At 61.5% G+C, this 23,253-nt stretch carries 18 protein-coding genes and 1 pseudogene; 11 read left to right on the forward strand and 8 right to left on the reverse strand.

The window, feature by feature from the left end; translation table 11 throughout:
• Positions 1-7: 7 nt before the first annotated feature.
• Positions 8-1,462, forward strand: a complete 1,455-nt coding sequence (locus A477_RS0110490) for an NAD-dependent succinate-semialdehyde dehydrogenase (RefSeq protein ID WP_017198959.1) — start codon at positions 8-10, stop codon at positions 1,460-1,462.
• Between the two features lie 57 nt (positions 1,463-1,519).
• Positions 1,520-2,194 (forward strand): GntR family transcriptional regulator, encoded by a 675-nt coding sequence (locus tag A477_RS0110495; protein ID WP_286130198.1) that lies wholly within the window; start codon positions 1,520-1,522, stop codon positions 2,192-2,194.
• Between the two features lie 79 nt (positions 2,195-2,273).
• On the opposite strand, the gene A477_RS0110500 is transcribed toward A477_RS0110495, so the two are convergent.
• Positions 2,274-2,612, reverse strand: coding sequence for a cupin domain-containing protein (locus A477_RS0110500; RefSeq protein WP_237715776.1), 339 nt, complete (start codon positions 2,610-2,612; stop codon positions 2,274-2,276).
• 282 nt (positions 2,613-2,894) lie between these two features.
• On the opposite strand from A477_RS0110500, the pseudogene A477_RS22245 reads away from it, so the two are divergent.
• Positions 2,895-5,055: pseudogene (locus A477_RS22245) on the forward strand (amylo-alpha-1,6-glucosidase).
• A gap of 15 nt (positions 5,056-5,070) precedes the next feature.
• Here the strand turns inward: A477_RS22245 and A477_RS0110510 are convergent.
• Together A477_RS0110510 and A477_RS0110515 are read right to left on the reverse strand one after the other, a co-directional pair.
• Positions 5,071-6,786 (reverse strand): thiamine pyrophosphate-binding protein, encoded by a 1,716-nt coding sequence (locus tag A477_RS0110510; RefSeq protein WP_017198962.1) that lies wholly within the window; start codon positions 6,784-6,786, stop codon positions 5,071-5,073.
• A 52-nt stretch (positions 6,787-6,838) separates the two neighbouring features.
• Positions 6,839-7,642, reverse strand: coding sequence for a cyclase family protein (locus A477_RS0110515; RefSeq protein WP_017198963.1), 804 nt, complete (start codon positions 7,640-7,642; stop codon positions 6,839-6,841).
• A gap of 333 nt (positions 7,643-7,975) precedes the next feature.
• Between A477_RS0110515 and A477_RS0110520 the strand changes: the two genes are divergently transcribed.
• The 6 genes from A477_RS0110520 to A477_RS0110545 all read left to right on the forward strand — a co-directional run bounded on the left by A477_RS0110520 (position 7,976) and on the right by A477_RS0110545 (position 14,933).
• A complete protein-coding gene (locus A477_RS0110520; RefSeq protein ID WP_014921767.1) occupies positions 7,976-9,304 on the forward strand; it encodes an MFS transporter in 1,329 nt (442 codons plus the stop codon).
• Between the two features lie 50 nt (positions 9,305-9,354).
• On the forward strand, positions 9,355-10,494 hold the full coding sequence (locus tag A477_RS0110525; protein ID WP_017198964.1) for a thiolase family protein: 1,140 nt from the start codon (positions 9,355-9,357) through the stop codon (positions 10,492-10,494).
• The gene (locus A477_RS22250) at positions 10,491-10,808 is read left to right on the forward strand and encodes a zinc ribbon domain-containing protein (protein ID WP_017198965.1); all 318 of its coding nucleotides are present in this window, start codon (positions 10,491-10,493) and stop codon (positions 10,806-10,808) included. Before A477_RS0110525 ends, A477_RS22250 begins: the two co-directional genes overlap by 4 nt.
• A gap of 82 nt (positions 10,809-10,890) precedes the next feature.
• Positions 10,891-12,453 carry an ATP-dependent acyl-CoA ligase gene (locus A477_RS0110535; RefSeq protein ID WP_017198966.1) on the forward strand — a complete coding sequence of 521 codons (1,563 nt, stop codon included), beginning with the start codon at positions 10,891-10,893 and terminating at the stop codon, positions 12,451-12,453.
• A 57-nt stretch (positions 12,454-12,510) separates the two neighbouring features.
• Positions 12,511-13,467 (forward strand): LysR substrate-binding domain-containing protein, encoded by a 957-nt coding sequence (locus A477_RS0110540; RefSeq protein ID WP_017198967.1) that lies wholly within the window; start codon positions 12,511-12,513, stop codon positions 13,465-13,467.
• Between the two features lie 62 nt (positions 13,468-13,529).
• Positions 13,530-14,933: an MFS transporter gene (locus tag A477_RS0110545; protein WP_237715777.1), complete on the forward strand. Its 1,404-nt coding sequence runs from the start codon at positions 13,530-13,532 to the stop codon at positions 14,931-14,933.
• Positions 14,934-14,947: 14 nt separating this feature from the next.
• Here the strand turns inward: A477_RS0110545 and A477_RS0110550 are convergent, their stop codons facing one another.
• Positions 14,948-15,886 carry a LysR family transcriptional regulator gene (locus A477_RS0110550; protein WP_017198969.1) on the reverse strand — a complete coding sequence of 313 codons (939 nt, stop codon included), beginning with the start codon at positions 15,884-15,886 and terminating at the stop codon, positions 14,948-14,950.
• Positions 15,887-16,124: 238 nt separating this feature from the next.
• Here A477_RS0110550 and A477_RS0110555 point away from each other — a divergent pair, with 238 nt between their 5' ends.
• Positions 16,125-17,243 carry a PrpF domain-containing protein gene (locus A477_RS0110555; RefSeq protein WP_017198970.1) on the forward strand — a complete coding sequence of 373 codons (1,119 nt, stop codon included), beginning with the start codon at positions 16,125-16,127 and terminating at the stop codon, positions 17,241-17,243.
• 12 nt (positions 17,244-17,255) lie between these two features.
• Positions 17,256-18,701: an SLC13 family permease gene (locus A477_RS0110560; RefSeq protein WP_017198971.1), complete on the forward strand. Its 1,446-nt coding sequence runs from the start codon at positions 17,256-17,258 to the stop codon at positions 18,699-18,701.
• 189 nt (positions 18,702-18,890) lie between these two features.
• Here A477_RS0110560 and aztD read toward each other — a convergent pair whose 3' ends face one another.
• The 4 genes from aztD to aztB are packed head-to-tail and all read right to left on the reverse strand — an operon-like array spanning position 18,891 to position 23,210.
• Positions 18,891-20,135 carry a zinc metallochaperone AztD gene (gene aztD / locus A477_RS0110565; RefSeq protein ID WP_017198972.1) on the reverse strand — a complete coding sequence of 415 codons (1,245 nt, stop codon included), beginning with the start codon at positions 20,133-20,135 and terminating at the stop codon, positions 18,891-18,893.
• Positions 20,136-20,167: 32 nt separating this feature from the next.
• A complete protein-coding gene (gene aztC, locus A477_RS0110570) occupies positions 20,168-21,079 on the reverse strand; it encodes a zinc ABC transporter substrate-binding protein AztC (protein ID WP_017198973.1) in 912 nt (303 codons plus the stop codon).
• The gene (locus tag A477_RS0110575; protein ID WP_017198974.1) at positions 21,076-22,323 is read right to left on the reverse strand and encodes a hypothetical protein; all 1,248 of its coding nucleotides are present in this window, start codon (positions 22,321-22,323) and stop codon (positions 21,076-21,078) included. Before A477_RS0110575 ends, aztC begins: the two co-directional genes overlap by 4 nt.
• A gap of 2 nt (positions 22,324-22,325) precedes the next feature.
• The gene (gene aztB, locus A477_RS22255) at positions 22,326-23,210 is read right to left on the reverse strand and encodes a zinc ABC transporter permease AztB (protein ID WP_044568690.1); all 885 of its coding nucleotides are present in this window, start codon (positions 23,208-23,210) and stop codon (positions 22,326-22,328) included.
• Between the last annotated feature and the right edge of the window lie 43 nt (positions 23,211-23,253).

Genomic DNA, 23,253 nt, shown 5'->3' on the forward strand with positions numbered 1-23,253 from the left:
AGCCACCATGACCCCCTCATTTGATCCCAGCTCACTGCAGACAGACCTGTTCATCAATGGACGCTGGCAGCAGGCCGCAAACGGCGCCACTTTTGCAGTGGAAAACCCCGCAACGAACGAAGTCATCGCCCACGTTGCCGACGGCAGCCCCGAAGATGCCGCCCTGGCCATTGAGGCCGCCGGGCGCGCCCAAGCAGCGTGGGGGAAATCCACGCCTCGGGAACGCGCGGACATTCTCCGCCGCGCTTACGAACTCGTCATTGCCAATACGGACCGGTTGGCAGCCATCATGACTGCCGAGATGGGCAAGCCTCTCACGGAGGCAAAGGGCGAAGTGGCCTATGGCGCCGACATGCTCCGCTGGTTCTCCGAAGAGGCAGTTCGGATCGGCGGAGACAACGCCAGCTCCGTTGATGGCAACACCCGCATCCTCATCACCAAGGAACCTGTTGGTCCTTCCGTACTGGTGACGCCATGGAACTTCCCGCTCGCCATGGGCGCGCGGAAGATCGCACCGGCAGTTGCTGCCGGTTGCACCATGGTGTTCAAGCCCGCCGAGCTGACGCCCCTGACGTCGTTGGCCCTCGTTGCGATCTTCAAGGAAGCAGGACTTCCCGACGGCGTACTGAACGTTGTGACGACGTCGAGCGCTTCCAGCGTGGTCAGGACCTGGACGGACAGCGGGATTGCGCGCAAGATCAGCTTCACAGGTTCCACGGAAGTGGGAAAGATCCTCCTGCGCCAGGCTGCTGACAACGTCATGCGGTCCTCCATGGAACTCGGCGGAAACGCCCCCTTCATCGTGCTGGCCGATGCGGACATCGAGAAGGCCGTGGATGGAGCCATGAAAGCCAAGATGCGGAACATGGGCGAGGCCTGCACGGCCGCCAACCGCTTCTTCGTCCACCGCTCCGTAGTGGAAGAGTTTGGCGAGAAGTTCTCCAAAAAGATGTCAGAATTGCAGGTAGGCAATGGCGCTTCGGCAGGGACCGACGTCGGACCCCTGATTGAACAGAAGGGCCTGGAAAAAGTCGAAAGCCTGGTCGCGGACGCCGTATCCAAGGGCGCACGTATCCTAACCGGCGGCAGCCGTCCGGAAGGGCCTGGCTACTTCTACTCCCCCACCGTCCTGGTGGACGTACCCAGGGACGCAGCGTTGATGTCCACGGAAATCTTCGGCCCTGTGGCTGCCATTACACCGTTTGACAGCGAAGACGAAGTCGTACGCCTGGCCAACGATACTGAATGGGGCTTGGTGGGGTACGTCTTCACGGAGAGCATGGACAAGGCCATGCGGTTCTCCGCCGATCTGGAAGTGGGAATGGTCGGGCTGAACACCGGCCTGGTGTCCAATCCCGCCGCGCCGTTCGGTGGCGTCAAACAGTCCGGGTTGGGACGCGAAGGCGGCAAAATTGGGATTGAAGAGTTTTTGGAATACAAGTACACCGCAGTAGCGGTCTAATAAATTCAAATTGCCGAAGCATGGAATGAGGGGATGTCAATGGCGGCACCGGAGGGAATGTTCGTTTTGGAGGGCCGGCCCACGGCGCAGCTGATAGCTGACCAATTGCGGGAGCTTATTGTCCAGGGAGCTTTCAGGCCTGGACAACAAGTCAACGAATCGGCACTGGCCAGTCAGCTCAGCACGTCCAGGGGCCCACTCCGCGAAGCTCTGCAACGGCTGTGTCAGGAAGGCATCCTGGTGAGCAAGCGCAACCGCGGCGTCTTCGTGCTGGAACTCTCCCCGGATGACGTCAGGGAGATATATGCAGTCCGTGAAGCTGTGGAACTGGCCGCCGCCAACACGCTTCTGGGTTCCGAGGCGGATCAGGTCGCTGACACGTGCCGGGAACTTAAGGGCATCATCCGAAGTATGGCCAAACAGGTCGCGGCTTCGGACTGGCAGGCCATTGCCCGGCTGGATATGCAGTTCCACACTGCGTTTGTTTCCGGAACAGGGAACACGCGCCTGATCCGGATATACGAGACCCTTGCTGCGGAATCCAGGATGTGTATCCTCAGTTTGGAGGTGGCCTACCCACGTATCGATGCGTTGGTGCAGGAACACCAAATGATTCTGGATCTGCTCGAAGCGCGCGATCAGAGCGGCCTGCAGAATGCCATCAAACGTCACATGCAGAAAGCCGTGGAGGACCTTACTTCCGAGCCTGAAGTAAGCGGGATAACCGCCTAGGCATCGTCGAATTTCCGAATGGAGGGAGGGGCCCGGTTCATTGAACCGGGCCCCTCCCTCCATTCATTGACCTTGGATATTAGACCTGGGGAAGGTCGGCCACTACCCACATCTTCCTCATTGTTTCGTGGATGGTCCACGTTCCCGTCCAACCGGCCGGCGTGACGAACAACGAGCCGGGGCCGACTTCGAAGCTGGTTCCATCCTCTTCGGTGATGGTCGCCGTGCCACTGAGGATTTGGCAGATCTCGTCATATCCGGGCCTGGTGCTCGTGGACACACCGGGCGTTGCCTCCCAGATGCCCGTCTTGAGTCCTTCCCGTGCCCAAAGGCGGAGGGACACTTCGGTCTGACCTGGTGTGCTCGATGTGGGCTTCGGAAGGTGTTCGCCAGGGTTCTCGGTGTTTGCGTTTTTCATGACAGTTGCCTTGACCATTTATTTCTCCTCCTGGGGCCTTAGCCCCTCGCGTGAATGTGCCCGCCATCTTTGGAACGCACAGAAACAATCCTAGCAATTGTCAACAATCGACGATAGGAATGGCCAGAGAATGGACGCTGTGCCGGAGGGCCAGCCAACATGGTCAATCCCGATGATCACTGCCGACCGCAGCTCTGGCCCACGCCGCGGAGCAAGAGTAGCGTCACTGTGAGGACGTCGAAGAACGCCGAGGACTCAGCAGGAGCGTCAAAGGAGCCGGAAATGGCTGGATGGAATGCCGATACCGCTGCCGGTCCCTTGGGTGCCGGGACGGTCACCTTGGTGGAGGGCACGTCCTTCTGCATCTCATTGCCCAGCGGTGACATCAGCCCGGATCATCCGCACGGCTTGTTCTTCCAGGACACGCGCATCCTGTCCGCGTGGACCCTGACCGTGAACGGGCAGTCAGTGGAACCCCTGACAGCCCAAACGAGGGAACCATACAGGGCAGTCTTTGCAGGCCGTATCACCATGTCCGACGGCTATGCGGATACCCCGCTCATTGTTGAACGCACCCGGGAGTTGGGTTTGGGAATGGTGGAGGACGTCACCGTCCGCAACTACTCTGTAAAGCCTGCGGAATGCCTTATCGCGATTACCCTGGCCTCCGACTTCGCCGATGTCTTCGAAGTGAAGGAAGCGCGCGTGCAGACGCAGTGGGAAGAAAGCCGCGAGGTCGATGCCAACACACTGACCATTCGCGCCCGATGGCAGGAAGTCCGGAAGTCCGTCGTCGTAAGTTCCGATGTCGCTGAGGCGAGTCGTGAAGGGTTCACCTACCGGACCACCATCCCCGCGCGCGGCTCCTGGGCCACCCAAGTGGTGGTGATGCCTGGCCTTGAAGGAGCGGAACCGTCAGCGCCCTTGGTGCGTCCCGCGGTCGGCGAACTCTCCCGAAGCGACCAACGCCGACTGGAATGGGTGGCCAAAATTCCCGTCCTTCACATGGGTAACCGCTCCATCGAGAGGACCCTGCGACGCAGTTATGACGATCTCGGCGCCCTCCGCATTGAGGATCCTGCCCACCCGGAGAGAGTGGTTGTGGCCGCAGGTGCACCGTGGTTTATGACGCTGTTTGGACGGGACTCCTTGTGGGCATCGGAAATGGCCATGCCGGTGGATCCGTCGTTGGCCTTGGGAACATTGCAAACCTTGGCAGAGCGCCAGGGCGCGGTGATTGACCCGGTAAGCGAGGAAGAACCGGGCAAGATTTTGCATGAGGTCCGACTCGACGTTTCCAGCAGCTTGGCCTTGGGCGGCAAGTCCATCTACTACGGCAGTGTCGATGCCACTCCCCTGTTCGTGGTGGTTCTGGGTTCGGTGAGCCGATGGGGCTTCGCCAAGGACACCATCGCCGCCCTGCTCCCCCATGCAGACCGGGCCCTCGACTGGATCCGCGACTACGGCAATGCGGGACGGCGATGGCTTCGTCGAGTATGAGCGCCTCAACGATCGCGGGCTGATCAACCAGGGTTGGAAAGACTCATGGGACGGGATCAACTTTGCGGCGGACGGACGCCTCGCCGAGCCTCCTATCGCGCTGTGCGAGGTCCAGGCATATGTTTATGACGCCTACATGGCCCGGGCCTGGATGGCTTACGACGCCGGTGACGCACCCTTGGCGCGAGAGCTCGCCGATCGCGCGGCCCAGTTGAAGGCACGTTTCAACGAGCAGTTCTGGATGCCGGACCGCGGCTACTACGCGATTGCATTGGATGGCAAAAAGCGCCAGGTGGACGCGTGCGCCTCCAACATGGGGCACTGCCTATGGGTCGGCTTGGTAGACGATGACAAGGCGCCACTCATAGCTGAACGGCTGATGTCACCCGAGATGTTCAGTGGTTGGGGTGTGCGCACCCTGGCAACCGACATGGGTGCCTACAACCCGGCCAGCTACCACAACGGATCCATTTGGCCGCATGACAACGCCGTCATCGCGGCCGGCCTGATGCGCTACGGATTCGTGGAGGAGGCTCAAAGAATCGCCACAGCCCTGTTCGATGCGGCCGCCTTCTCCGAGGGACGCCTCCCCGAGCTGTTCTGCGGGTTCAACCGCGAGCAGTACAGCGAGCCAGTGCCCTACCCCACCGCCTGCTCACCCCAAGCCTGGGCAGCCGCCTCACCCATCCAGCTGATCACTAGCTTGATGAGGTACGACGCCCACGTATCTCACGGCGGATTTTGGATGGACCCGCAATTACCGGCCTCCTACGGCGACTTGCACATCACCAACGCACCCATGGCAGGGGGCAGGGTAACCATCGACATTGCCGATTCGGTCCCCCGAGTGCGGGGACTGCCGGACGGGATGGTATTCCATCAAGGACACCGGCCGTGGTTGACCGAACTCGTGGAACAGGCGGGGCTGCGCAAGAAGGGCTAGGCAAACTTCCCTACTTCAGTGGCCCTTGAAGGCTTCGGCAAGCCACCACGCACCGCCATCAGAGGCGATCCGTGCATCAATGACCAGCGGAGCCCGGCGGGGGCTTGCCAACCACTCCTTCACTCGAGCCAGGTCCTCGGGCCGCCGAACCGTTACGGCCGCCGCTCCATAGCCGGACGCGATGGAGGCGATGTCGGTGCTTGGAAACCTCACAACCTCAAGATCTGAATCGTCCGCGTCAAAGTGATGGACCTCAGCCCCGTAGGCGGAATCGTTGTAGACGATTGCTACCAGCGGGATGCGTTCCCGTACCGCTGTCTCCAATTCTGAAATGGCCATCAGGAAGCCCCCGTCCCCGGTTCCCAGGATCGGGAGCCGCTCAGGCCTGGCGATTGCCGCCCCAATAGCGGTGGAAAGGCCCAGCCCGATCGACTGAAAAGCCTGCGTAAAACAGAAGCCATACTCATCCGGGACGGAAAGATAGGTGCTCGGGTAGCCCATGAAGTTGCCGGAGTCCACAGAGACGATGCGATCTGCCGGCAGCATCCGGTCCAGTTCACGGCTCAGTACTCGAGGGTCGATGGTCTCATCAGTTGATAGGTCCTCCGTTTCCACGGAGTTCCAACGGGCGTGCTCATCGATGCGCTGTGCCATTTCGAGCGTCCGAAGTCCGGTAGCGCTGTACCCAGCGGATTGCACTTCCTTGAGCACAGCCACAGCCGTCTCAGCGCAGTCACCCAAGATCCCAAGATCGATGGGACGATTGGCACCAAGGGCTGAGTCCTCAAGGTCCACCTGAACCACCGTTGTTGAGTCACCAATCAGGGAGCCGTGCCGCATGGTCCACATGTTCAGCGCACAACCCCAACCCACGATCAGGTCGGCTTCCGCAATGGTCTTCGCGGTGAAAGGGGACGAGAATCCGCCGGAGATACCGAGGTTGTACGGGTTGCCATTGAACAACCCGTGAGCGACAGCGGAAGTCGCTAGAAGCGCACCCACAGTGTCGGCGAGCGCGGCTATTTCGGGCCCTGCTTCCCGGGCGCCACGCCCGGCAACGAAGACTGGCCGCTTTGCGTTTTTGATGAGTTCTGCCAACTGTGAGACGGCTGCCTCGGATGGCCTGACATGCTGGGGAGGGTCGAGCGGTCCAGGCTGGTTCCCTTCTTCAACTGCCCATTGGCTCTGAATATCAGTGGGCAACGACAGGACCACGGTCCGCCGCTGGTTAACCGCCGTACGGTAGGCCCGAACGGTATCTGCCACCGCGGTTTCAGCGCTGTGTACCCGTTCAGCCACAGCTCCGACGCTGATGGAGAGCGCATCCTGATCGATGTTGAAGTTGGATCGGGTGGCCGGCGCAGGGGTGTCTGCCGTAAGAACAATCATTGGTGTCCGGCTCTTCGCCGCCTCGCCTATGCCGGTCACGGCGTTGGTAAGCCCGCAGCCTTGGTGCGTTGTGGCTATACCTACCTTTCCGGACATTCGGCCATAGGCATCGGCCATGGTGGCGGCACCCCCCTCGTGCCTGGCTGCAGTGAACGGAACGCCGGCCCTTCGCAGGGCGTTTGTTACTACGAAGTTGCCGCTGCCCACTACGCCAAAGACATGGCCCACGCCAAGACTGGCGAGTGTGGTCCCAACGAGTTCAGCCACAGTGACAGCGCTCGGTTCTGTATCTGCCCTTGTGGATGCCTCGTCGGCCTTGGGACTGCTGGTTGTAAGTGTCATGTGTGTTTCTCTTTCCGGTGGGTCAGGTGACGTCTGTGAGTGATAGTGCCGCTCAGGTGTCCACGAATGCGAGCACCCGGGCTGGACTGCCCGTTCCGCCAACGATCGGCAGGGGCGCCACGATGATGGCCGCGCCGATGGGGGGAAGCTTTGAAAGGTTTTGCAAGGAGGTGATTCCGTATTTGTCGTTGGCCAGCAGGAAGTGGTGCGCCGGGAACGGGGGCTCTTGGCCGGCCGCGGCTCCGGCGTCGATTCCCACAGTTTCCACGCCTATTCCGGACAACGGGGACTCTTCTCCGATCCACTGTGCGCATTCCACTGTCAAGCCGGGTGAATGGGGACCCTTTTCGTCGTTGTTCAGAAACCGATGACGGTCATGGGCACGGGCTTCCCATCCCGTTCGAATGAGTAACCAACTGCCCTGCGGGATAGGACCGAAGGTGGCCTCCCATTGACGGATGTGGTGTAGATCCAAGAGGAAGTCGGGGTTGGCGGCGGCCTCTTCGCTCACGTCCAGGACCAAGGCCGAACCCGTCAGGCGGCCCGGCTCGATCTGCGCCACGTCTTTGCCGCCGCGCCCCGTGATCCAGTGCACTGGAGCATCCAAGTGTGTGCCGATGTGTTCCCCGGTGTGGATGTTGTGATGTTTCCAGTACGGGCCAGGTTCGTTGTACGCGGAGACTTCCTCGAGGCTGAAGTCGATGAGGTTCGCGAACGGTTCGGGTAGTTCCAGTGTTGGCGTTGCGTGGGACAGTTTGGTGGTCAGGTCGATGACATCGATCCGTCGGGTTGCGAGGCCCTCCAGCAGATGGGCGACGCTGCCCTGACGCACGTCTGTAGTGCTGTTCATATCCATGAGTACGTTCCTTGGTAGGGGTTTTACCCTTCGACAGGGCCGGGCCCGTGAAGATTCAAACGGGACTTGTGGCAGCGACGTTAGCACCCCCGCGATCCCTCAGGAACAGCTTTTCAAGCGTTGAGTCCCGGGTTACCCGGATAGGCATAGCCCCTGGCAAAACAGGCATTCGACGTTGTCCCGGCATGGAGAGAAACTGAATTAGCAGCTGTAACGCCCATCACAGTTCGTCTGCTTCGGCACTGGAGCGTAAGCCCCGCCGAGGCGTCCCGGCCGCGACAACGAGGTCGCTTTGGCCGGACGAACGCCCCAGCTTTTACTCAAGGAGCACCAATGTCCCATCAGCAGCACACCTTGCCAGGACAACGTCCCGGAGTCCGTCGGTACGTTGTTGCATCGCTCGTAGGCAACGCCTTGGAATGGTATGACTTCTTTCTTTACGCCACAGCGTCGGCGGTAGTCTTCGGCCGGCTGTTCTTTCCCGCCGACGTCGACCCGCTCGTCGGCACCATGGCCGCCTTCGCCGGGTTCGCCGTCGGATTCGCCGCGAGGCCCTTGGGCGGCATCATCTTCGGACATATTGGCGACAGGCTGGGGCGGAAGCGGGCGTTGGTCATGACGCTCACCATCATGGGCATCAGCACAGCCCTCATGGGTCTACTACCCACTTATGCCCAGGTTGGGCTTTGGGCTCCAACGTTGCTCATACTGCTTCGAATCGCCCAAGGCATCGCAGCCGGCGGCGAGTGGGGAGGCGGTGTTCTGCTGATCAGCGAAAACTCTTCGGACTCGCGGCGCGGAATGCTGTCGGCTTTCAGCCAAGGTGGCATCTCCTTGGGTTTCGTTCTCTCCTCGCTGGCCTTCTTCCTGGTTCAGTTGATGCCTGATTCGCAGTTCATGGCGTGGGGCTGGCGTATACCGTTCCTGCTGAGCGTTGTGTTGCTCGCAGTGGGCGCCTACATTCGTTTTCGGTTGCCTGAAAGCAAGGAATTCACCGCAGTTAGCGAGACCAAGCAACACCGTCTCCCGGTTCTGGCCGCCATCAAAACCCACCCTCGGGAAATCCTGGTTGCCATGGGCCTTCGGGTCGCAGAGAACGGGGGCTCGTACATTTTCCTTTCGTTCTCCATCGCCTACGGGGTCCACGTGGGCGTGGACAAGGGGCTCCTTCTGATGGCTGTGGCAGTGTCCATGCTCGTTTCGTTTGGCACCTACATCTTCTTCGGCTACCTCTCGGACCGGATCGGACGGCGGCCCGTATACGCCCTCGGCGCCATCGGCATGGGTGCCATGGCCTTCCCCTTCTTTGCCATGATCGATTCAAATACGCCGGCTGTGGTCATCCTGGCCTTCCTCGTGGCGAACGGTCTCTGCCACGGTGCCATGATCGGAACGCAGCCTGCGTTCTTCCATGAACTGTTCTCCGCTGAAGTCCGATACTCCGCGATGGCAATCGCACACGAACTCGCAGCAGTTTTTGCCGGTGGCTTCGCACCCTTGATCGCCACGGCCTTGCTGCTGCAATTCGGCTCCTCCGTCCCGGTGTCGCTCTACGTGATCGGTCTGGTACTGGTCACCGTCATAGCGCTGGTCTTCTCCCGGCACGGCATCAAGACTGAAAAGCGGGAGTCAGCAGAGCGCACAGTGCAGAGGGTTCCGTAGCAACGGACATCCCTTCTCTTCCTGTTGACGTACTCACCGAAAGGATCACCGTGACGGTCTCCATCGTCGGGACAGGACAGTCCCCCTACACCCGGCATCCCTCAGCCGGAACAGAAACATCCAGTGTCATCGCCCGTGCCGTGAGCAACGCGCTCAACGATTCAGGTCTAAGGCTAAGCGACGTAGACGGGTTCGCAGTGTCCAGCTTCACCCTCGGCCCCGATCACGCCATCGACTTGGCGTGGCGGATGGGCCTGCGTCTCTCATGGCTGATGCAAGACACCAACGGCGGTGCCAGTGCCGGCGGCATGCTCCAACATGCAGTCCGGGCCATAGAAGCAGGTGACGCAAACGTGATAGTCCTGGCCGCAGGGGATGTGATGGATCAAGCAGCCTTCTCCCGCCTGGTAGCCAGCTATAACAAAGCCACCGAGGACCACCTGGCACCGCTGCCAATGAACGGCCCCAACGCCCTCTTTGCCATGTTGACTACGCGGCAGATGGAGAAGCTCGGACTCAGCCGGGAAGACTACGGACGTATTGCTGTGGCACAACGCGAGTGGGCCGCCGATAATCCCGGCGCCGTGTACCGAAAACCCCTGAGCCTTGACGAATACCTGGACTCCCCCATGGTCGCCACGCCCTTGGGCAGGTACGACTGCGTACCGCCGGTCACCGGCGCGGACGCCGTTGTGCTGATCGCAGATCCGGGCAACGGAACTCCCCGGGCAAAGGTGCTCTCCGTCCGGGCCTCCTACAACACAGACCAGCAATCAGGCGACGGACTGGTAGCCGGGCTGCGGGAGTGCGCGCCCTTGGGCTGGGAACAGTCAGGAATTGGGCCTGAAGACGTGGGCCTGGCCTGCGTCTACGACGACTACCCGGCCATGGTGGTGGCTCAACTCTCGGATCTGGGAGTCCTTTCCGATCACGATGATCCTGCGACCTTCATCAAAGCCAGGCTCGCTACCCGCCTGCTGCCTGTAAACACCTCCGGTGGGCAACTCTCCGCCGGCCAAGCGGGCGCCGCCGGTGGAATGCACGGGTTGGCCGAAGCGGCACGTCAGCTTATGGGCCGCGCCGGAACACGGCAGGTAGCTGCCCGTCATGCGGTGGTCAGCGGCTACGGCATGGTCCTCTACCGCTACGGAGCCTGCGCCACCATGTCGGTCTTGGAGGCTGCCCGATGAGCGCCGCGATCCAAAAGTGCCTGAGCTGCGGGAACCTCTTCTTCCCGGCACGGCTTTTCTGTCCCGAGTGCGGTCGGGAGAACTTCTCCACAGAGTTGGTGGAGCACGCTGACGTGGCCGAAACAACGCGTCTAGCGGACGGCACACTCTTGGCAACGCTGAGAATCCCGGGCGGGCCATCCGTCGTCGGGCGTGTAACCGGCGGCCCCGCATCCTCCGGTGACCGTTTGCCGCTTGCGAACAATCTGAGCACTACCCGCGGTGTGTACGCCTATCTGCCGGACCCCTCACAGACAAGTGGGCAACAACCGTGAGCGAGGACAACCATGACCACGAAACAATTCTTGAATGGGAACAACAATGAACCTCGGTTTTGCCAATCAAAGCCAACGTCCAATGACCATTCCACAGATGCTGCTTGAACGCGCCCGCACCGCTCCTTCGGCTCCACTGTTCCGCTGCGGCGAGGTCCGTAGGGACAGCACCATGGTGGTTCAGGCCGCTGCCAGCATAGGTGGACTGCTGCGCAAGGCCGGCATCGAGGCGGGCCAGAGCGTTGCCTTGATGTCATCCAACAGGACCGAATTGCTGGACTTTATTCTCGGTTGCGCCTGGATCGGCGCGATCGCCGTTCCCATCAACACGGCCAACCGGGGAGAGCAACTACGGCACATCCTGACAAATGCCAACCCCGTCCTGCTGGTCACCGAGCAGGAGTTCCTGCCCCACATTGCCGCCCTCGGTCCGGCGCCCGTGCGGGTGAAGGTCTGGGTCCTTGATGGGACGGACGTACAAAGTCACCCCGAGCTGGGGGTGGAACCCATGCCGGAGCCCTCGGCCGCCATTGAGCCTCTGGAATCCGGACCAGCAGATACCGCGGCCATCCTGTACACCTCCGGCACCACAGGAGTGTCCAAAGGAGTTCTCTGCCCGCAAGGACAGTTCTATTGGTGGGCTGCGAACATGTCCGACCAACTGGGGCTACAGCCTGACGATGTCCTGTACACCTGCTTGCCCCTGTTCCATACCAACGCCCTTAACGCCTTCATGCAAGCGGTCATCTGTGGCGGCGAGTACGTGCTCGGACCGCGGTTCTCTGCAACGCGATTCTGGGCTGATGCATCCTTGGCCGGGGCAACGGTCACCTATCTTCTGGGCGCCATGGTGGGAATACTCGACAGTCGCGACCCCAGCCCTGGGGATCGTGATCACCAGATCCGATTGGCACTCTCTCCGGCCACACCCACACGCCTGGTTGAGCCCTTCAGGGAGAGGTTCGGGGTACTCCTGCTGGACGGTTATGGGTCCACCGAAACCAACTCCGTTATTGGGTCCACCCCACAGCAGTGGCGACCAGGGTACATGGGTAAGGTCCGGCCGGGCTTCTCCATCCGCGTGGTGGACTCAGACGGCGTGCCTGTTCCCGATGGCCAGCCCGGGGAGTTGCTGATCCGCAGCGATCAGCCGCACGCCATGGCCACCGGATATCACCACATGCCCGAGGCAACTGCCAAAGCCTGGCAGGATCTGTGGTTCCACAGCGGTGACCGTGTGGTAATCGACGACGACGGCTGGGTGCGGTTTGTTGACCGGATTAAGGATGTGATCCGCCGCCGCGGCGAGAACATCTCCTCTGTCGAGGTAGAGCAGGTACTCCGCCAACACCCTGCCATCCAGGAAGCCGCTGTATACGCGGTCGACTCCGAGCTCGGTGAGGATGAAGTCATGGCCGCCCTGATTCTCCGGGAGCCCGTAGATTTCGGCGAAGTCTGCAGGTTCTGCCTTCCGCGCCTGGCGTCCTTCGCCATCCCGCGCTTCTTCCGCACTGTGCACGAACTGCCCCAGACGGAGAACGGCAAGGTACGCAAACAGGTTCTTAAAGCCGCCGGCCGGGAGGCCGCCGAGTGGGATCGGGAAATCGCGCAGCCGAGGCGTGCCGCGGCGGTTGGTGCCCGCTGACCGTCATCCAGTCCCTGGAGCTCCGGCCGTGGAGGTAGCTGCCCGTAGGATGAGCGTATGGACCTGCGGGCGCTGCTGACAACCCACCTGAAGCTGCGCCACCTTGTCATAGTGCTCGCTGTCGCAGAACACGGAAGCCTGGTTCGGGCCGCAGAGGAACTGTATCTGACTCAACCGGCGCTCAGCCGTGCGCTTCGGGAAGCCGAACACGCCGTAGGGGCCTCCCTGTTCGACCGGACAGCGCGAGGCATGGTTCCCACTCCTGCCGGGGCAGCCTGCCTCGAACACGCCAAGGCTATCGTAGGACACCTTGGAACCCTGCGGCGTCGGGTAGATGAGCTTAGTGACCCCGATGCCGGCCTGGTGCAGGTGGGGGCCCATGTCACCGGCGCGAATCTGCTCTTGCCGCGTGCCGTGGCCAGGCTCATGGCTGAGAAGCCCCGGGTTGAAGTTCGGCTGCGCGAGGCACCACCGGAAACCCTGATCCAGGAGCTGGGCAGCGGGGATTTGGACCTGCTGGTGGGCAGGGTGACCGACCATCCAAGCACAGCACGGCTGCGGCTTGTCCCGCTTTATAGGGAGGAGTTCCGGATCGTTGCTGCACCGTCGCATCCTGCGCATGCGCTGCCGCAGGTGACATTGGCCGATTTGGCCGCTCACCGGTGGGTAGTGCCCTTGGCTAATACGCCCCTAAGGGACGAACTCGAACTGAACTTCCGGAATGCCGGGCTGGCACCGCCGGCGCAGCAGGTCGAATCAGGCGCACCCGCAACCCTGCGCACGCTTGTTGTTGAGGGCGGCTTCCTTGCCCTCATGCCCGAGTCCATGGCCACTGTGGAAGCGAAAGTAGAGATTCTGGACCTGCACTTGGAGGGGCTCGCCCAACAGGTTGGTTTGCTGCTCCCCCCGGACCGTCCGCTGACTCCGAGCGCGGCACTGCTCGCGGAGAAGCTACGGGAAGTTGGGGACGAAATCGGACGCGATCTTGCCCTTGGTCGAGATACGGATGCCTGAGGGAAGCAACTGCGAACCGTTCTTGATAATCTTTGAAGGCTTCAGCGCCCCCAGATAGGATCATGATGGCCAGCCCCGCCGCACGGCAGAAAAAGATCAGCCTGTCGGCTCCCCGGACCTTCGGTTCGATAATCAGAAAGGGACGTCCCGGCAGGGTTGAACCAGCGCCGCAACTTCTGCTGGCGAGCCAGTTGATTTTCAACATAGGTTTTTATGCAGTGGTGCCCTTCCTTGCAGTGGCCATGCGAAGTGACTTCGGCATGGGCGCATTGGCCATCGGGATTGTCCTGGGCGCCCGCACCTTTGCCCAACAAGGCATGTTTCTGTTCGGCGGAGCGCTCGCAGATCGATGGGGAGCCCGCCGGTCCATGATCACTGGATGCATCGTGCGTATTGCCGGCTTCCTGCTCTTGGTTTGGGCCGCTGACTTCCCGCTCTTTCTCATCGGGGCCATCGTCACCGGGATCGGTGGGGCGTTGTTCTCCCCTGCACTACAAAGCCTCGTTGGCGCCGCCGCCGAACGCGGTCCTTCCAAGGAATCCGCACCATCCGCCGGCAGCGGCACCGATGACGCGTCGGTGAAGAACGGCAAGGTGCAAAGCAGCCGGTCAACCCTCTTCGCATTGCTTGTGATCTGCGGTGAGGTAGGCGTCGTCGTCGGACCGCTGCTCGGATCGTTTCTCCTCAACACAGGGTTTGATACGGCACTACTGACCGGGGCCGGCGTGTTCGCCCTCATGACCGTGGTCTTTTGGCTGTTCCTGCCGAAAAACAGCCCCAACCCCAAGGCTTCTGCCGAACTGCACAGCCCCGCGCCGCCGTCGAACCTCTGGTCCTGCCTTAAGGACAGGAGGTTCCTCCGGTTCGCGGCCTTCTACAGCGTCAACCTCCTGGCGATCCACCAGCTCTACTTCGGGCTTCCCGTGGAACTTGAGCGGAGCGGAGCCGGAGTCGGCTCACTGGCGCTTGTCTTTACTTACGCATCCATCTTGACCATCACGCTGCAATGGCCGATAGCAGGCCTGATGCGGAGAGCCGGGCCCGGAATTGCCCTTCCCTTGGGCTTCGCTCTCCAGTCCCTTGGCTTCGCCTCATTAGGAGTCCTGGCCACATTGCCCCCGGCGGGCTGGCTACCGATTCTTCCAGCGTTTGTTCTTGTCACAGGTACTGCACTGGGCAACATGTGCGTGCAGCCAGTAACCATGGGGCTGGTTCTGGAGTTTGCATCCGGCCGCCCCACCGGCGCGTACTACGGATTGCTGGCCAGCGCCGGAGGACTCGCCGTGGTCTTGGGCAATGCAGCACTAGCGCCCCTCTACGAACTCGCCTACACACCTTCGGCCACAGCCTTCGCTCCCTGGATCTTCTTGTCCGGACTCGGGGCAATTACCGCAACGTTCATCCGCCGCTTCATCCCCCATCCGTCCACTCAGGCAGCGCTTCGGGACGAAATTCGGGCTACCTAAGTCAGCGCACCGCCTTAGAGGTAGTCATTGCCCCGCTCACGCGCAATCTCCAGAAGGGTTGAGTGGAAGGCTACCTCTGCGGGTGCATACACTTTGTCCTGGCGCTGGGCCAAGAGAACCCGGCGCTGTGGGGCGTCAGCACCGAGGCTGAGAATCCTGACATCCGGATGCTGCAGAGCCACTGCTGTCTTGGGGACCATCGCCACGCCCATGCCAACACTGACCATGGCTTGAGCCTCCTGATAGTCATTGGCAAGGAGGCCGATGGTCGGCTCAAAGCCGGCGTCGTGAGCGGATCGCTGAAGTACCTCCACTACAGGGTGGGCCTCCGCGCGGACTATCCATGACTCCTTGCGGAGTTCTTTCATGGTCACTTCATCACGGTCCGCCAGGGGGTGTCCCTTGGCCACGAGGATCACCGTGCTCTCCTGGAACACCTCCGTGATCCGAATAGCCTCGTCGTTGAACCGGTTCCACGGATAATCCCAGAGTAAGCACAGTCCAGTGACCCCGGACTCCAGATCTGAGACGAGCTCATCGAAGCGCGCGCTGCGCACGGAGAGGCCGATCGCCGGGTATCGCTTTTTGAACGCGCGGATCACCAATGGCAAGAAGGAACCGGCCAGCGTAGGGAACGTACCGACCGTCAACGATCCACGCTTCAAACCCGCGATCTGGCCCAGATCGGACCTGGCTGCCCTCATCTGTCCGACGATTTTCCGAGCATGCCCCGCCAGCACTTGACCCGCCTCAGTGGGAACCACCCCTCGGGATCTGCGGTTGAGGAGGGGCTGGCCCACTTCCTGCTCCAGTTTCCGCAACTGCTGCGAGACGGCAGAGGGCGAATACATCATAATGTCAGCCGCCGCCGTGATCGATCCCTGCTCAACCACCTCGACCAGGAGGGCAAGCCGCCGAATATCGAACAAATCCACATTCTCATCGTTAAGCAAAGCTTCACCCTTCTTCTTCTTTGGTTCATTCTATGCAGTCTCCAGCTGTGGAGAGGAATTTTCGAATGAAAAACCGCTTGGCATAATCCAAAGGCGCGAGATTTTAAGCCCACCTCACAGTGGTTGAAGCATTCCTACACTCCCCCTCATCTATCCAACATTGTCTTCATATGTGATCCGGATCATCCTCGTTGTAGGCCACAAGTTCACTAAGTGCCACGGGAAAGCAGGAATCACCATGAAGATCGAAGCCGAATGGATGCGCGGCGGCACCAGCAAGTGCTGGGTCTTTGAAACAGATCACTTGGAAAGGGCGGGCGCCAAGCTGGACGATCTCCTGCCACGACTCTTCGGAAGCCCCGATTCCAGGCAGATCGATGGGGTGGGCGGGGCAACTTCAACCACCAGCAAGGCAATGATCCTCAGCCGACCGGCAGACGAGGATGTGGATGTCGAATTCACTTTCGCCCAGGTGGGCATCGAGGAAGCCTCCGTTGACTGGGGCAGCAACTGCGGGAACTGCTCGGCGGTTGTGGGTCTCTATGCCATCGAGAAAGGGTGGGTGGTGCCCGACGGCGATTCCACCAGGATCGTCACCCGGAATACCAACACGGGCCAGATCATCATTCAGCGGGTTTCAACTCCCGCCGGTGCCCTGCCGATCGTCCCTGACGCACAGATGCCCGGCGTGGTGTTTCCCGGTTACCGGGTGGGCCTCGGCTTCCAGAATCCGGCAGGCAAGACCACCGGGCGTTTGCTTCCCACCGGCTCGGCAACTGACATAATCGTTGCCGGCGGAACCCGTTGGACGGTTTCCATGGTGGACGCGGGCGCACCTGTGGTCATGGTGCGGGCTGAGGAGCTTGGACTGGACACTGCCCGCTATGACACGTGGAAAGCCGGCGTCGAATTGCAACTGGACACCCTGGACAACATCCGTCGCCAGGCAGCCGTCCGGATGGGAATGGCGGCCACTCCCGCCCAAGCCGCGCGGGCTGTTCCCAAACTCGCAATCATTGGGCCTCCCGAAGGGCCTGACGCGGAATGTGACGTCAACGTCATGATGCTCTCCATGGGCAAACCGCATCCCGCCCTGGCCATCACCGGCAGCATTGCGCTGACGCTCGCAGCCCGGACACCCGGCACCGTGCTGAACACCATCGCCGGCAACGCAGACGAATCAGTTCTGAAACTCAGGACGCCGGCCGGCGTCATCGAAACCTGGAGCGAGGAGCACGAAGGGTCCCTTCTGGTCGGCGTCGATCGAACAGCCCGCACCATCGCCACCAGCATCATCCACCTCCCGGAGACTCTCGGCAATGCCGTCGAAGCCTCACTAGCAACAGCCACTCGATGAGGAGACACCACCATGGCTAAGACTATTTACCAACCGGCTCCCGAGGCAGAGAGCAACATCCGGGAAGAACGTTCCCAGCGTCCCAACAACCGCCGCCGTATCCTGCTGATAACGGTTGCCGCTTCCGTCATCCTGGGTCTGGTTGCCATCCTGTTCGGGGGTGCCATCTTCAACCCGGCGGCCACCCCGGAATCGGAGCCCACCATGACCGCCATCCAGATCATCCCGCTGGTCATCCTCGTGGTGATGTTCGTCGTCGCAACGAAATGGCCGTTGAACATCGGCGTCATGGGACTCGTCGCTTCCTTCGGTGTCGGCTACTTCATGCTCGGTATGACCGACAAGGAAATCCTGGCCGACTTCCCCGCCAACATCGTAATCACGATCATCGGCGTCACGTATTTCTTCAGCATGGCCCAGAGAAACGGGACCATCGACATCATCGTCCAAAACTGCGTCCGGCTTGTGCGGGGCAAGACGCTGCTTCTGCCATGGGTGTTCTTCCTCCTGGCAGCATCACTCACAGCATTGGGCACCTTCTCGCCGGCCGCAGTCGCACTACTGGCTCCCGCCGCCATCGGACTGGCTTACGAATCACGCATCCACCCCGTCCTCATGGGCGCTTTCATTATCAACGGAGCCCACGCCGGCGGATTCTCCCCGCTCTCCGTGGCAGGCGTCCTGGTGCATGATATTGCGGTGAAGAACGGCTTCCCGATCTCCCAAGGCGCGCTCTTTGGAGCAAGTTTCGCCCTGAACCTCATCCTGTCAGTCCTGACGGTGGTGCTGTTCGCCCTTCTGGGTAAACTTCGCGACGGCGCAACCGGCCAGCACGCCGATCTGGACACACGCACCACCCGGCCACGCGGCCAGCAGATCCTCACGCTGGGTCTCATCGTCGCCATGCTGGTCTGCGCTTTGGGCTTCCACATGCCGATCGGCTTCGTCGCACTCTCAGCGGGACTCCTGCTGGCCTTGGTCAACATCAAGGAGCACCAGACGTTCATCGGTGGAGTCTCCTGGTCCACCGTACTGCTCGTCGCCGGCATGATCACCTACGTTTCCCTCCTTCAGCACGTCGGAGTCATTGATACCCTCGCCGAGCAAGCTCTTGCACTCGGAGCACCGCTCCTCATCGCCCTGGTGCTCTGCTACGTGATCGGTGTCGGCTCGGCCTTCGCCTCGTCCACCGCACTCCTGACGGCCTTCATACCACTGGCCGGACCGCTGCTGGCGACGAGCTCACTCAGTGCGTCGGGGACGGTGGCGGCCCTCGCTATCGCAGCAACCGTCGTTGACGTATCGCCGTTCTCCACCGACGGAGCGCTGGTGGTAGCCAACGCCCGTGAAAACGATCGGCAGCGCGTCTACAAGCAGCTGATGATGTACGCAGGCGGAGTAGTCCTGGTGGCCCCCGCACTTGCCTGGGCGCTGCTGGTTCCCACGGGCATCATGTAGCTCCGGGCGGAAACACGCCGACGAACCAGTTCGGCAAGCGTTGTGGAACCGCTCCTGCACACCATCGCAACAGGTAGCCCGACCGACGGGCGCAGGAGCGCGACCCAACGCACCAAGGGCAGGACCATCCCATGGTGGTCCTGCCCTTGGTATGTACTGCAGGCGCTGTGTCTTTAGGACGCCGTGACTTTAGTGCGATCCGAGGGTGATGGCGATTTCGTTGGGCACGACGTCCAACCTGGACGATGCCGTGACCTTCCCGGTGGTCAGATCCACAGAGTGAACGGTGTTTGCTGCCGGCTCGGTGACATAGGCGATGTTGCCGTTGACCACGATTGCGGGGTGGGCGTCCTGCCAGTCGGCGGGGCCTTCCCAGGCTTTGATCACGGGGAATTCGTTGACGATCTTCCCGTCCTTGGGATCAAGCACATGGATTGAGCCGTCGGTGGAGAGGATGTAGGCCATGTCGCCTGGTCCCCGGGCGACATCGCGGAAGGTGTACTGGACAGTTTCGGGGAGCTTAACCACGTTGAAGGTGTGCTTTTCGGCGTCGATCAAGGCCACCGAGTTAAGAAGGTAGCCTTCGGCGTCAGGATCAGTCTTATAGTCGCCCACCACAATCGGGCTGGTCTCGGAAACGAATGCGTTGCCCATCCGGCCGTACTTGTCCGGTGCCGTGAACTTCTCGAACTTGCCGTGGTGGTATAGCAGGGCGCCATCCTCGCAGCCAAAGATCACTGCCTCGTCGGCTGCAGTGCCCTCACCATGAATGCCCGGGCATTCTTTGCTTTCGGCCACTTTGTCCCAGTGGTCGCCGTGGGATTCGAGGGCCATAGCTCCGCTGCGTGAAGTCTTGTCTCCGATGGTGGTGAGAAGCTTCCCGTCCTCCAGAACAATCGACACACCGTGGTGTGCGGAGTCAGCCTTGTACGTCTGTGCCGCAGGCACAGCACCCTCAGCCTTGGCGAGCTCGTCGGTCTTGAGGATGGTGGTGGTGCCCGTCCCGTCGTCGAACAGGACGGTGTTGCCGGCGTGCCGGACCACGTGGCCGGCAGCCGTTGCATCAACCCGCAAATCGGTGAGCTTGGGTTCCACCGTATCCAGCAGCTGGAAGCCTGCCTTGGTGGTGACAAAAACGTGGCGACCGTCCCCGGCAGCGTTCAGCCTGGTGAACTCCTCGGAGTCGAATTTCTTGACGACCTCCAATGTTTTGCTATCCAGGACGCTGATGCCTCCCGGGTAGGAGATGGCGACGCGTCCGTGCGCTTCGACCGAATCCGTGGAGGATGCGCCGGGCGTCTCGGATGTACCGGCTGGAGTGGTGCTGCCCGTTGTGGTGTTGGCGCAGGCGGAGGCCAGGAGCGTCATCCCGGCTATCAGTGCGATGCCACCCAGGCGGGTGCTTCTTTGGCGGAGCATGTATGGGTTCCTCATTCTGTTGTGGTGTTAAGGTGCTGGTGACGTGATCAAGGTTTGAGCCCGGTGACAATGCGCTCGGTATTGGCGCGCATCATGTCCAAGTAGGTTGCTGCGCCGCCGTCGGGTCCTGTCAGGGATTCGGTGAAGAGCTCCGCGACCCGGACCTGTACGCCGGCCTCATTGGCGAGGACTTGCACCAGCCGGTTTGGCTGGGAGGAGTCCGCAAAAATGGTGGGGACGCCGGCGCCACGGATGGCCTCGCTAAGTTGGCGCAGGTCAGCAGCACTCGGGGCGGCCAAAGTGGTCCCCCCGGGGATGACCGCACCAACAACCTGGAAGTCGAAGCGTTTGGCAAGGTAGCCGAAAACATGGTGGTTTGTGACCAACGCCCTGCGCTCCTTGGGGATGGCAGCAAATGCGCCAGTCATTTCTATGTCCAGTTGAGTGAGCTTGTCCCGGTAGGCCGCTGCGCTGGAAGCAAGCTTGGTGGGGTCGATTCCGTCGATATCGCGTGCGGCGCCTTCGACAGCGTCCACGACGTCGATCATTGCCGCCGGGTCGGTCCAGAAATGAGGGTCAGGCGCCCCTTTGGTGTCACCGGAACTGTAAGGCACGACGTCGATCACCTCACCTGCCACCATGACCGGTGCACCGGCTTTCGCGGCACTGTCCAGGTGTTGCTGCAGCCCTTCCTCCAGGCCGAGGCCATTGGAAACCACCAGGTCTGCGCTGCCCATGAGGGCAGCCTGTTGCGCCGATATTTCGAACGAGTGCGGATCAGCGTTGGGCTGCATGAGGGTAGTTACTTCAGCCTGGTCGCCGAGGACCTCTTTCGTGATGTCACCCAGGATGTTTGTCGTGACCACCACTTGGGGTTTCTCCGGCGTGCCGGGTTGGGAGCAACCCGACAGAACAAGCCCGGCCACCACGGTGAGGGCAAGTAGTGCCGCCCGCCTCATCGTCCGGTCTCCACGAAATGAACCGGCTTCGTAGGCAACTCGAGGGTTCGGGCAATCCGGGCGTCATCGGCATAGTCAATTTCATGGACCACGCCCTCGGCGGGCGCATTGACGTAAGCGCGTTGGGCATCGACGGCGAGCTGGATTTTATCGGCGAAGGCTGGATCAGCCAGTGATGCGGCCAGCAGCGGTTTCGTGCTGGCTATCCGTTCCTTGGTTGATACGTCATATACCTGAACCGTGCCATCGGTGCCGATGACCACCACGTGGTGGTCGGCGTCGTCGACTGTGGCGGCAGCGACTGCGGGCGTGGACGTCGGCAGCCATTCCCACGTGCGCTGGCGGGTGTTCAGGAGCCAGATCCCGGAATCGGTGCTGAGGCCGGCAATCGTGGGCCTGCTCTTGCGTCCGTCGAATTCGGTGGCCGGGGCAGCGACGCCCTCCGGGTAGGGAACCCTTTCGAACACCGGGGTTGACCCTTCCATGGTGGCGATTACCGCACCATCGGAGCAGCCAACCACCAATCCCACCCTGGTGGTGATAGTTCCCGCCGCTGCGGGGCAGTCGGTGGTGGCCAGTTCCTTACCGTCGACGTCAATGGCTCGCAGGCGGGCGGCATTCCCTGCATTGTCGGGTTCGGTGAGCACTGCCCCTTCGCCCAGTGGAGCGATCAAGCCTGCGTGCGGTTCGGTCTTGAAGCGAAGGGTCTCGGTAATGGTCCCGCCGGAGAGCGCCGGATTATCCAGAAGTACTGCCTCCCCGGAGTTTGGGAAGAACATCCCCGTTGTGCCGGCCGTCGACAGCAGCCCCGTGGCAATGGTGGCGGTACCTTCACCGTCAACCTTGCCAATATTCCTCGCTGCGCCCCGGTAGTAGTGGAAGTGATCCACGTGATCCCAGGTCCACGCGCCACTGTCCACGATGTCAACACCGGTGTTGCTGGCGGCAAAGACGTAACGCCCGTCGGTGCTGACCTCAGCTGGAGACCGGACCTTCCCCAACCGGGACAATGTGCCGTTCAGGAGGTCCAGCATGGAGGTTTCGCCTTCGGCGTCGATGGCCACAAGGTGAAGCTGCGGTTCAGCGACCTCGGCCACTCCGGTGATCGTCCCGTGCCCGTCACCGGTCGACGCCGATTCGCTGGCGTCAGGCTGCGGCGCCTGCGCAGTGGACGGGTTGCCGCACCCAGCAAGAAAGAGCAGTGCCAGCGTGGCTAGTGCCACCGGTTTTGTAGGGAGGTTCATGATTACTTTCCAGTGAGGGGTACAAAGTCAGGGGCCGGTTCCGGCTCAGGAATTTTGATCGCCCGCGTGCTGCGTCCGGCGTATAGGTGCCCACTAATACCGGATAAGGCGGCCAGAGTAATGGCCGCCATGGCGATGGATGCGCCCGCAGCTGTGCCGGCGTACCAGGAACACAGCAGACCAAGAGCCACCGCCACTATCCCGAAGGCGACTGCTACGGTCATGCGGGCCGGAATACTGCGTGTCCACGGACTGGCCGCAACTGCCGGCGCGAGCAGGAGTCCCACCACCAGCAGCGACCCCACGGCCTGATAGGACGACACAACAGCAAGGGTTACCAATCCCACCAGTGCCAGCTGGGCTACCTGCGGACGGAGTCCCAATGTTTGGGCGATCCGCGTATCGAAGGCTGCGGCCACGAAATTGCGGTGGAGGATGACCGCAATCGAGATGGTGGCAGTCGCCGCCAGCAACAACCCAAGCAGGTCACCATCGTCCATGGCGAGGATGTCACCAAACAGCATGGCAGTTGCGTCCGTGGCAAAAGAGCGTGAGTGGGACACAATAATGACCCCGAGCGACAGCATCGAAACGAAGAGCAGGCCGATGCTGGTGTCATACGACAAGCGGCCGCGGCGCTGCAAAAGGCTGATCATCGCGCTCATGACGACGGCGCTCACCGCCCCGCCCGCTATCGCTGGGGCGCCGGCGACTGTTGCCAGGGCCACGCCTGGCAGCATCCCGTGACCGATGGCTTCGCCAAGGAAGGCCATCCCCCGGATGATGACCCAGGTGCCAACGACACCGCAGATGATCGCGACGAAGGCACCACCGACGAGGGCCCGGAGGAAGAAGTCTGCGGTAAACGGTTCAATTAGCCAATGCACTCAGTCACTGTAAAGCATATTGAGATTCATTATCAAAAAGGAT

The organism is Arthrobacter sp. M2012083 (assembly GCF_000281065.1).
GTDB lineage: Bacteria > Actinomycetota > Actinomycetes > Actinomycetales > Micrococcaceae > Arthrobacter.